The sequence below is a fragment of the Candidatus Merdisoma sp. JLR.KK006 genome (assembly GCF_036941035.1).
GTDB lineage: Bacteria > Bacillota > Clostridia > Lachnospirales > Lachnospiraceae > Laedolimicola.
The window spans coordinates 86345-98095 of the sequence record NZ_JAYMNS010000017.1; the positions used below are offsets into that span (position 1 = coordinate 86345).

10 protein-coding genes and 1 pseudogene are annotated in these 11751 nt (G+C 33.6%); all 11 read left to right on the forward strand.

The genetic code is table 11. The features are described from left to right. The first annotated feature begins 5 nt into the window (after positions 1-5). Positions 6-941 carry a transketolase family protein gene (locus tag VSQ61_RS13850; RefSeq protein ID WP_334344985.1) on the forward strand — a complete coding sequence of 312 codons (936 nt, stop codon included), beginning with the start codon at positions 6-8 and terminating at the stop codon, positions 939-941. Beyond that, positions 931-2361 carry an aldehyde dehydrogenase gene (locus tag VSQ61_RS13855; protein ID WP_334344986.1) on the forward strand — a complete coding sequence of 477 codons (1431 nt, stop codon included), beginning with the start codon at positions 931-933 and terminating at the stop codon, positions 2359-2361. The genes VSQ61_RS13850 and VSQ61_RS13855 overlap by 11 nt, the downstream gene beginning before the upstream one ends. 3 nt (positions 2362-2364) lie before the next feature. Then, positions 2365-2991 carry an aspartate/glutamate racemase family protein gene (locus VSQ61_RS13860; RefSeq protein ID WP_334344987.1) on the forward strand — a complete coding sequence of 209 codons (627 nt, stop codon included), beginning with the start codon at positions 2365-2367 and terminating at the stop codon, positions 2989-2991. Then, a complete protein-coding gene (locus tag VSQ61_RS13865) occupies positions 2984-4213 on the forward strand; it encodes an aminotransferase class V-fold PLP-dependent enzyme (RefSeq protein ID WP_334344988.1) in 1230 nt (409 codons plus the stop codon). The genes VSQ61_RS13860 and VSQ61_RS13865 overlap by 8 nt, the downstream gene beginning before the upstream one ends. 13 nt (positions 4214-4226) lie before the next feature. Then, positions 4227-5078: a class I SAM-dependent methyltransferase gene (locus VSQ61_RS13870; RefSeq protein ID WP_334344989.1), complete on the forward strand. Its 852-nt coding sequence runs from the start codon at positions 4227-4229 to the stop codon at positions 5076-5078. 122 nt (positions 5079-5200) lie between these two features. Beyond that, a pseudogene (locus VSQ61_RS13875) lies at positions 5201-6472 on the forward strand (IS110 family RNA-guided transposase). Positions 6473-6931: 459 nt separating this feature from the next. Beyond that, positions 6932-8557 carry an AMP-binding protein gene (locus VSQ61_RS13885; protein WP_334344991.1) on the forward strand — a complete coding sequence of 542 codons (1626 nt, stop codon included), beginning with the start codon at positions 6932-6934 and terminating at the stop codon, positions 8555-8557. Next, the gene (locus tag VSQ61_RS13890; protein WP_334344992.1) at positions 8538-9356 is read left to right on the forward strand and encodes an alpha/beta hydrolase; all 819 of its coding nucleotides are present in this window, start codon (positions 8538-8540) and stop codon (positions 9354-9356) included. The genes VSQ61_RS13885 and VSQ61_RS13890 overlap by 20 nt, the downstream gene beginning before the upstream one ends. A gap of 11 nt (positions 9357-9367) precedes the next feature. Continuing rightward, the gene (locus tag VSQ61_RS13895) at positions 9368-10090 is read left to right on the forward strand and encodes a class I SAM-dependent methyltransferase (protein WP_334344993.1); all 723 of its coding nucleotides are present in this window, start codon (positions 9368-9370) and stop codon (positions 10088-10090) included. A gap of 3 nt (positions 10091-10093) precedes the next feature. After that, entirely contained in the window at positions 10094-10804 is a 711-nt protein-coding gene (locus tag VSQ61_RS13900; RefSeq protein ID WP_334344994.1) for a thioesterase II family protein, read from the forward strand. Continuing rightward, a partial coding sequence (locus VSQ61_RS13905; protein ID WP_334344995.1) for a hypothetical protein occupies positions 10776-11751 on the forward strand: 976 nt, incomplete at its 3' end. The genes VSQ61_RS13900 and VSQ61_RS13905, both read left to right, overlap by 29 nt.

Below are 11751 nucleotides of genomic sequence, written 5' to 3' on the forward strand. Positions count from 1 at the left end.
AATTTATGCAAAATACAATAGTAGAAGAAATCATTAAGTTAGCTGAACAATATCCGGAAATTAGCATGTTAACCGCAGATTTGGGTACAAATATTGGTATCAGAGCATTTGAGCAAAGATTTCCTCAAAGATATTTCAATATGGGTATTGCCGAACAAAATCTTATGTCTGTGGCTGCTGGCATGGCATTATCAGGCGGAATTCCATTTGTAGCTACATTTGCTTGTTATGCAAGCATGAGGGCATGTGAGCAGGTGAGAACTTCTATTGCTTATCAAAATGTGAAAGTTCGTATTATAGCTTCACATTCAGGTCTCAGCGTAGGAGAAAATGGCGCATCACATCAATGTTTGGAAGATATATCTATTATGCGAGCAATTCCTAATATGGTAATTTTATCACCAGCAGGCATCGATGAAGTTAAAGAAATGATTACACAAACTATGTACATTAATGGACCAATATACATAAGACTGCCAAGAGTACATGAAAGCTTTTCCGTAAACTCAAAAAAAGAGATAGCAATAGGAAAAGCAATTATAGTTAAAGAGGGAAGAGATATAACATTAGTTTCTACAGGATATATGCTTAGCAGAGCCTTAAATGCTGCAAAGATACTAGAAAATGAAGGCGTTAGTGTGCAAGTGATGCATATAGGAACAATAAAACCCTTTGATAAAACAGCCATTAAAATGGCGGCAATTGCAACAAGAATCATGATTACAATAGAGGATCATTCTATTATAGGTGGTCTTTTTAGTGCAGTAGCCGAGGTTATAGCGGAAAATGCTATTAATTGTATTGTAAAGCCGATTGGGGTCAATGATGTATTTGCAGAATCCGGAAATTATTTACAGTTAATAGAAAAGTATGAAATAGGTGCAAAAAGCATAGCAAAAAAGGCAATTGAATTAATTGGAGGTGCTAGAATTGAAAACTAATATAATTTCCCCTTATGATGGAAAAGTGATTGGTGAGGTAAAAGAATTTACAAATGATGAAGTTGAAGAAGCAATTAATAATGCACAATACGAGTTCAATGACGGAGAATGGTCTCGTTATTCTTCTGATGAAAGAGCGCAGATTTTATTTTCTATAGCCAATTCAATTGAAAAGAATAGTCTCGAATTAGCAACAATAGAAAGTAATAACAATGGTAAGGTAATTAAAGAAACAATCGGAGAAATGAAATCTATTGTTGATACTTTCCGATACTACGGCGGAATGTCAAATAAGATAAGTGGGGAAACATTACCATTAGATAATAAGAAGTTTATTTATACACAAAGAAAGCCTTTAGGTGTAATTGCTATGATTACTCCCTGGAATTCACCTTTGCTAATGATGGCATGGAAAATTGCCCCTGCATTAGCTGCTGGTAATACCGTAGTGCTTAAGCCTTCAGAATACACACCGCTTTCGTCTATAAAATTACAACAACTTTGCTTGGAATCAGGATTACCTAATGGAGTTTTAAATATAGTCACTGGTCAAGGCAATACAGTCGGGAATTATTTGGTTAGTAGTGATAAAATTGCAAAGGTATCTTTTACTGGTTCTATTATAGTTGGGAAAAAAATAGCTAGTATTTGTGGTAATAATTTAAAACCAATTAGCATGGAATTAGGAGGAAAGGCGCCTAATATTATATTTGAAGATTGTAATTTGGATAATGCTGTTCGAGCCGCTGTAAAGGCAGCCTTTGGTGGACAGGGACACTCATGTTCTGCAGGATCTAGAATTTTTGTACAAAAGTCTATTGAGAATGAATTTATTGAAAAATTTATAAAATTGACAAAGAAGATAAAGATAGGCGATCCATTAAATATGGAAACAGAATATGGACCTATTAGTAATACTATGCAATTAGAGAAAGTTGTTAAATTGGTAGAAGTTGGATTAAAGGAAGGCGCCACTCTGGCATACGGGGGAAAAAGAATTGAGGATCCAGCATATAGAAACGGTCTTTTCTTTTATCCAACAATATTCACAAATGTGGATTCCAATATGACAATCGCGCAAGAAGAAATCTTTGGACCAGTAGTGTCAATATTAGCATTTGATGATGAGTCACAATTGATTAAAGATGCTAATTCTGTAAAGTACGGACTTAGTGGCGCTATATGGACAAAGGATATTAATAGAGCATTAAGATTAAATGAAAAGTTGGAGATGGGGACTCTGTGGATAAATTGCTATAAGCAAATTTCTTGTAAAGCCCCCTATGGAGGAATGAAATCTAGTGGATATGGTAGAGAAAATGGGAAAATGGCAGTAGATGAGTTTTGCCAAACTAAAACTGTTGTTATTGATTACAGTGACCAGGTATCTATATGGTATGAAGGAGAGAAGGAGGAATAGTTGTTGAAAACGGTCGGTTTACTTTATTCAGATTATGTTTTGGTTGAATATATAAATAGTTTGCTAAAAAAAGAATTTAAGAGTGTTCGCTTTTTAAATTTGGTAGATGACTATCTCTTGCAAATTATAGGAGATAAGAAAGCAGTATACCGAAGGGTTTTACAATATTGCAAAAATATGGAGGAAGCAAAAGTAGACTTGATAATAAATACATGTACTTCTCTTTCTCCTTATGTACCCCAATTAAGAGAAAAAACAAACATCAAAATTGTTTCCCTGGAAGATTTACTGATTGAATGTATTCAAACTTATAAGAAAATTGGCGTTATAGCAACTATCGAAACTGCTTTAAATAGCGTCAAAACAGTTGTTTTGGCCGGAGATAAAGAATTTGTAGGTGAAATATGTCAGGGTGCATTCCAAATGCTAAAAGATAAAAAGGAAACCGAACATGATAAAGTTATTATATCTAAAATCCATCAATTAGAAAACGAGGTAGACGCAATTATCCTTGCTCAAGCATCAATGAATCGAGTAATTTCGGAATATTCAAACAAGTATTCGGTTCCGGTATTTGGTCTGGTAAGTTGTTTAATTGATAAATTGAAAGAATGGGAAAAAAATGATTGATGCATATGAGATAAGAGAAAATTTTTCAATTTTAAGTGAATTAGATGAAAGTGGCAAACCTTATATTTATTTAGATAATGCTGCAACATCATTAACTCCTAATGTAGTAGTAGATAGAATAGCGGATTATTATAAGCATTTGAACGCTAATATACATAGGAGTTTTTACAAACGTGCAATTCAAACAGAAAAGGAAGTCGAATTGGCCAGTATTAAAATTGCCAATCTAATTAACGCAGATCCAAGCGAGATTATATATACTAAAAATGCAAGCACAGCTTCTAATATGCTTGTTCAATTATTAGTGCAAAATGATATTGTTAAGTCAGGCGATACAGTTATTGTATCGTTAGAAGAACATCATTCAAATTTCTTACCTTGGTTATATTTGCAAGAGAAAGGGATAAACGTTAAAACAGTTTCTTTAAATGAAGAGTATCAAATTGACTTAGATCAGTTAGAAAGTATATTAAAAGAAAATAAAACTAAATTCGTTGTGACCGGATACGTTTCAAATGTAACAGGCGCCATTCATTCAGTTACAGATATTATTAGACTAGCACATAGTTTTGAGGCAAAGTGCATAATTGATGTAACACAAGCGATACCACATTTCAAAATAGATGTAAAAAATCTTGATGTCGATTATATATTTTTTTCGGGACATAAGATTTTAGGGCCTACTGGAATTGGTGTTTTATTTGGAAAAAAAGAATATTTGGCTAAGATTAAACCATATATGTTTGGTGGCGGAATGGTAAAGAATGTAAAGCATAATCAAGTAGAAATGGCAGATATACCACATAAATTTGAAGTTGGCACACCAGACATAGCTAACGTTTTAGGATTAGGTGCAGCTGCAGAATTTATTCAGAAAATTGGTTACGAGAATATTTATGAATATGAAGAAGGACTTAAGTCATATTTGCATGATAAAATCAAAAAAGTTTCTCATATTCGAACATATGGGCCAAGGCAGTTAATAAATAAAATAGATAGCTTATCTTTTTCGTGTGATGTGATATCAAATGAAGAAATCTGTTTTATACTTGACAAATATTATAATATAGCAATACGAAGCGGAAAACTATGCGCACAGCCTTTGGTGGATCAATTGAATCCGGAAGGAGTTTGCAGAATAAGTTGTTATTTTTATAATACTTGCGATGAAATAAATACACTGTGTAGTGCATTAGATAAAATAATAAAAAGTTATTTATAGGGAGGAAGAAATAATGGAAAATCATAAACTCTGGAAATCAATTGCTGCAAAATGGAAACATCATTGTCCACCTGGAATACCTTCGGAAGACGATCAAAAACTTTATGAAGAACTTATGTTAGAAGGTTTAGAAGGTAAAGAAAAGAAAAAAGTTTTAGTATTAGGTGCAACTCCAGAAATACGAAATATCATTGCAAAGCATGATGATATCGATGTAACTATTATAGATCAAAACATGGAAATGATTTTGGCTATGACAGAGTTAATGACAAAAGAAAATAAGAACGAAAAATGGATACAGGGTAATTGGTTAACTGTAGATTATTTCAACCATTACTTTGATGTAGTTATGGGAGATTTAGTTATATGCAATATTCTGAAGGATAATCAAGAACAATTTATTAGTCAGATAAAGAGATTTTTGAAACCTGGAGGTTATTGGATATCTCGCATATATTCTATATGTAATTATACGGAATTTAAGAGTGTAAATCAATTACTTAAAGAATATGATCAAAAGGATAAAATCGGAGATTTTGAAATTAGCGAATTTTTGAGACAGGCAGGTATTACGTATTGGAATGATAAAACCCAGCATATTGAGTTGAAATATTTAGGGGAAGAACTTAAGAGTATAATGGAAAATCAGGAAAAATGGAATGAACTGTCATCAAAACAGAAAAAAATTGTACAGGAAGTATACGACTTGTTTGCACCATTTAATATTAACTTTTTTATCACTTACGAAAAGGAAACGGATAAAATTTTGGGAAAAAGCTTTATAATAGAGAAAAAAATTATGAATGAATGGGCAACACAATTTAAAGAAAAGGGTTATTTTATGTATAAATTAAAAAGTCTATAGAATGGAGCACTCCTGTAATTCAGAAATAATGCCAATTGAATAAAAAGAAACCTCGGATGTATGATTAGAGTGTTCAACTTGGCGGTTGAAAACAAACACTTCAATCAACGGAGGTTTCTATCATGAATTTAACACAGAATGATAGGCTAAAGCAAGTAACATCTGATACTTTAATTGTGGGAGTTGATGTCGGATCACAGACACATTTCTGCAGGGCGTTCGATTGGCGGGGATTTGAACTCTCCCGCAGGGTATTCAAGTTCAGTAACACAGGTATGGGATTCCTTACATTCCTTCGATGGACAGAGGAACTCATGAATAAGACCGGAATGAAAAAGGTGATTGTAGGCTGCGAGCCTACCGGCTGCTACTGGCTTACTTTCCAGAAGTTCCTGCAGGAGCATGATGTAGAGCTTGTGACGGTAAATCCATTCACGGTCAACAGGAGCATGGAGCTGGATGATAACAGCCCGGAAAAGAGTGACCTGAAAGACCCCAAGACAATAGCACAGCTTGTGAAAGATGGGAGATATTCAATATCGTATCTGCCAAGCGGTGTATATGCCGAGGTCAGAGAGGCTTTCGTATGCAGGGACCAGATCATGAAACAGCATGTGCGTCTGTCAAACCAGATACAGGGATGGCTGCAGAAGTTCTTTCCGGAGTATTTTGAGTGTTATGCTGACTGGGATTCAGCGAGCGGACTGATGCTGTTAAAAGAAGCACCGCGGCCACAGGACATCCTGCAACTAGGGGAAGGGATCAATCAGATATGGCGTGATGCAAAAGTACGTGCGGCAGGGATAAAGAGGGCGCAGACCCTGATAGAAGCCGCACAGAACAGTGTGGGATTGGAAGGCGGTGAAGCAGCAAGGCTTGAGATATGGGTATTGGTAAATGACTATATACTCAAGGCAGAACAGTTAAAAAGACTTGATGCATATCTGGAAGAAAAAGTAAAGGAAGTACCAAATGTGGAGAAACTGCTCGCCATAAAAGGAGTAGGGCTGAGCACCGTGATAGGCTTTGCTGCGTAGGTAGGTGATATCGGACGTTTCACCGACCCGAAGCAGATACAGAAACTCGCCGGACTGGAGATAGTGAAGAAGAGTTCCGGCAAGAAGAAAGGACAGCCGCGGATCAGCAAGAGGAGCAGACGAAAACTGCGCAGGACGATGTATGAGTCGGCAAGGGCACTGATCAACTGGAACCCGGCATTTCAGGATGTGTTCCTTTATTACCGGAACAGGGAGAGGAACCCACTGGGAGGAATGCAGGCAAAGATAGCCGTTGCATGTAAAGCGATTCGGGTGTTCTATGTAGTATTACAGACAGGCTGTGAGTTTGATGAAGAAAAGTTCCGAAGGGACATCATCAGAGCGGAAGCAGTCTGATCAAAAGCACATACTGTAACAGAAAACGTCCGCCAGGAATTCAATTGGTGCTGGATTACAGGAGTGCTCTCTAGGCAGTGACAAAGCAGAGCGAAGCCGCTAAGACATTTTTAATAGGGCATGACCCTGGAATGGAGCAGAGGCGGCACCCCACTATGGGCAGGCTGGACGAAGGAATTTAGGACGCACTGGAAAACAGATGGATGATCCTGTTAGACATGAGAGGTTAGCAGCCATAGGGAAGAATGGGACACAGATTCGCCTTCATAAAGAGGATGACGTTTTATTTCGTGAACCTTTCTGACTGGAAAACGATGTGCATTGAACCAGAAATGACACAGTTTTCGCTCATTATCAAATGCTTTGGAATTGCTGTAACTATATAAATAATTGTACAAATGGCTAAAATAAAGGCTTTTCTGTGCAAAATATATAAGAAAGTATAGAGAGAATATACATATGGAAGATTTTTTATTTACATATATAGATAACTGGGCAGAAAAAGAACCAGATAGAATAGCTTTACTTGAAACAGATGGCACATCCAAAACATATTATCAAATAAAAGCTTTTTCAGAGGTGGTTATGGACAGTTTACTTAAATGGAAAATAGGCCCAGAAGAAAAAGTATTAGTGTTATGTAAAAAAAGCTTCTATTCTATTGTAGCCATGATTGGGATTATGCGGGGAGGAAGTTGTTTTATTCCTTACAATTTGAATAAAATCAATTCCGATTTTTTACCTTTTTTGAAAAAAAATAAATTTACCCATATTATTATTGATATATATGCGCTGGAGATTTTGTATAAGAATAAATGGTTTGATGAGAATATAAATTACTTTTTTATATGCGATACCCCTGAAAAACATTTACTCAAATATGATATCTCGTCTTTAAACTTAAAATGGATTGAACTGTGCGAAAGAAAAAGTGAAAAAGGAAGTAATCATAGTGTGAACTTATCCACAGATATGCTTGCGTATATTATTTATACATCCGGAAGTACAGATAATCCAAAAGGAGTAATGATTTCTCATGATAGCATTACCCCTGTAATTAAATATAGAGCTGAAAGTTTGGAATGGAATAGCGATTCAATTATTTTAAGTATTGCTCCACAAAATTTTGATATGTTTATCATAGAATTGTTTTGTACTTTTAAAGTTGGCGGGAAAATCCTTTTATTGGACAGATGGAGAATAATTGATGAATTAATGCTTTTAGTAAATAAATATTTTATAACAAATTTTATAACCGTGCCGACATTATTTTCACTAATTATTAAAAGAAAAGACAAATTATCAAAATATGATCTTTCTAGTTTAAAGGGTATTGGATTTGGCGGTGGAAAATGCCCAGTTAGCTTGCTAAAAGAATTGGATAATTTTTTCAAGAATAAAGTTCGATTCTATCATGGATATGGCTTAACAGAAACAGCATGTCATGCTTTGTATTATACTATTGAGGATGTACAGAAAATTCAAACTGCTTTGCTACCTTTGGGTCAAGCGATACCAGGAACAGAGAGCTATGTTCTTAACGAGCAAGGAAAAGAAGTTAATGAGGGAGAAATCGGCGAACTCGTTATTGCCGGTTATAACATCATGGAGGGCTATTATTTAAATAATGCTGAAACTTGCAAAAGAATAAAGTTCATAAAAGATACGTTAGGAAATGAAGTTAAAGCTTTATATACGGGAGATCTTGTACAAAAGAAAGATCAGCAGATATTTTTTGTCTGTCGAAAAGATGATCAAATAAAATCGGCAGGACATAGGGTAGAATTAGACGAAATTGAAATTCGAATACAGACAATTGAAAACATATTGGAATGTTGTGTAATAGCTGTTCCTGATCCAGAGTACGAAAATAAAATTTGGTGTTTTGTAGTATTAAAGGATAATACTATGTCTATCCAAGACTTAAGAAAAGAAATCAATAATTGTCTTGAAATATATATGCGTCCACACAAGTTTTTTATAGTGGACAAACTTCCAAGAAATTTAAACAATAAAATTGATAGACAAAAATTGCTCAAAGAATATTATGAAAATGGAGAGAAAAATGAGAACAAGAGAACTTAACTGTACTACTGGAGATATTCAGATTTATGATAATCCGGCAAATGATGTAAAACATGTACTAGTAATTTGTCATGGCATTACATACTCTTACGAAGCCGTATATGCATACAAGATAGATGGCAAAAGCATTGTAGATATGTTAAATGTTCTTGGAATATCAGTTATCGGTTTTGATTTTGCGGGATTCGGAAAAAGTATGTTAACAAAGGGAATGATGATAAATTCTGAGGTTGCAGTCCTAAATTTGCAAGAAGTAATTTCATTTGTAAAAGAACACTATGATGGTGCTGCAATAACAATTATGGGATGGTCCTGGGGTGCACAGATTGTGGGAAAATACGCTACAAGATATCCAAGGAGTGTTGATAAAATTATTTTGTATGGTTTGCCATGTCATATTAATAAAAATAAACTGCTTAAAGTCAATGGTGATATCAGAGAAAATACAATGGAGCATGCAAAATCTGATTTTAGTTGTAATGAAACAATTGTTTCAACAGATGTAGTAAATGATTTTGCAGAGAATGCAATTCGCATAAACCCTTATAGTTATAATTCACCTATTTACGAGTTGTCAACTGTTGATTATCTGGTTGAACCAGCAAAAATAGTTGATCCTGTTTTGGTTATTCATGGAAACGAAGATGAAAGGATTGATATTATTGACGAAACAAAGTTTTTCATGGAAATAAAATCAAAACACAAGACACATGTATCATATCAAGGAGGTCATAGCCTCCATTTAGAAAAATATCGTGATAAATTCTGCGCTATTTTAGCAATGTTTATTAAAGAATAGAGGGCAAAAATATGGAATGGTGGGAAGAATATTTTGGTGAGGCATTTTGCTTAACTGCTATTGCTATGAATCTACACGCAAAAAGAGAAATAGATTTTATTTTAAACAAAGTTGAAATTCCTGATGATGCAAGAATATTAGACATGTGTTGTGGCTATGGTCGACATTCACTGGAGTTGGCAAAAAGAGGCTATTCTGTGCTAGGAGTTGACTATTCCGAAACATTAATAAATAAGGCGCAAAGTGCGAATGTCTTCGAGGATAAATTGCAATTTATAAAGGGTGATATTCGTAATTATATAGCAACAGAAAAATATGATTTAGTACTGAATTTGTTTGTTTCAATAGGTTACTTCTCATCAGAAACAGAAAACATTAAATCAGTTGAGACCTTATGTAATGCGGTAAAAAAAGGTGGATATTTGGTTCTGGAAATTAATAATTCAGAGAATATCCAGGAAGGTGAAGAAATAACAAAAGCTAGACATGGCACCATAATTAAAACAGAACGTTGGTATGATGCAGATTCAAAAATTTTGCATAGTAAAAGAAAAGTAAATACACAAGATAACCAAAAAGAGTATGATATGAATATTCGTATTTATACAATATATGAAATAATGGAAATGTGCGAAAAATATAATGTTAGATATGTACAACATTATAACGGATATACAGATAGTGAATTAGCAGAAAAATCTACTAAATTGGTCGTCATTTTAAAAAAGGATTAAATAATGGAAAATGTATATAAGCTGATTTGTGTTCCTTTTGCGGGCGGATCGTCAAAAAGTTATTTAAAATGGAGAAGCGTAATTGATCCTAGAATTGAATTAATTTTTTATGAAATGGCGGGACGAGGAACAAGGCAAAATGAGAAAAACATGCATACAATGGAGGAACTAATACACGATCTTGTATATTTTATAGAAAATACAGCAGACAATGAACATCGCATTTCAATTTTTGGGCATAGTATGGGTGCTTATGTATTTTATGAGGCTTATGAATCCTTAAGCAAAGATGTTAAAACAAAAATAGATTATATTTTTTTGTCAGGAGCCGTTTCATTAAAATACATTATTGCGAGCCCGGTTTGGAATCAGATACTGTTACCAAAAGATGAATTTTTAAATGTTGTGGAAATGCATGGATGGGTTCAAAAGGAAATTTTGAGGCGCGATAGTGTAAGAGATTATATATATAGGGTTATGAAACATGATTTTTCGCTAATGAATAATTACATATGGACAATGAAGAAAATAAATATGTATTCACAGGTTTATATTTTATATGGCCAAGAGGATATATATCAGGTAGAACAATACTATTCTTGGAAGGAAAATATAGAGGCACCATTATATTATTGGGGATTTAAGGGTAATCATTTTTTTATTTTGGATCAGTATCAGGAAGTAGTTGAAACAATTAACCGAATATTATTGTGAAGAAAGCAACAAGATAATGAAAAACGAAGAAAAAAAAATCGGAAACGATTGTGTTTATTTATGCTTAGAACAATATTTTCAGGAAATAAATAGTGCTTTTCCTTTATACTCAGCTTTTATAATTGGAGGAGGACTAGATATTGAAGTAGGCGGCGTGGAAAATTCTTTTATTGGATGTAAAAAAAAATTATGTGATATATACATAGATGGACTAAATAAGCTGGGGATTAAAGTTATTAAAAAGGTTTTTCCCGTTTCGGAAAACGTAAATGTGCTAAAAAAAGAGTTACAGCAAGGAAAATACGTTATTTTACAACTAGCTTCTAAAGAAATAGAATATCATTCTATTTTCGCGGAAAATCGAAATGTAGGACATTTTGTAAATATAACTAGAATCAGAGGTTCGGAAATATTTATAAGAGACAATTATATTCCGACAAGAGAAATATCTACATTTGAGGGGTGGTATAGTATAGAAAAATGTAATACAGCTTGGCAGAAATGCGGCTGCATTTGTTTTATATTAGAAAAACAAAATTTACCTGAATTTAACAATATAATTTGTGAATACAATAAAAAATATTTTGGAAGTGTCATAAAACAATATTGTGAAAAATTGGAAGATATAAAAAAATTTTTTTTGTTAGAAATACAAGGATTAACAAAAATAAGTAAAGTGGAAATAAATAAGAAAATATATAATTTGATATATGACATAAAATTATTTGGATTTTTATTTAGCAAAAAGTACTTACATGCATATATGACAAAATTTGATATCATGGACTTTTTCTGGTTAGATGAATACTCAAAGGTCGTCAAGGAATGGAATGGGTTAATATTATTAATTTTAAAGCTAGAATTCTTCATAAATGAAGAAAAAATTGCGTCTTTAAATAATAAAATTGAAAAAATAATACAATATGAAATCTTGGTTTTACAGCATA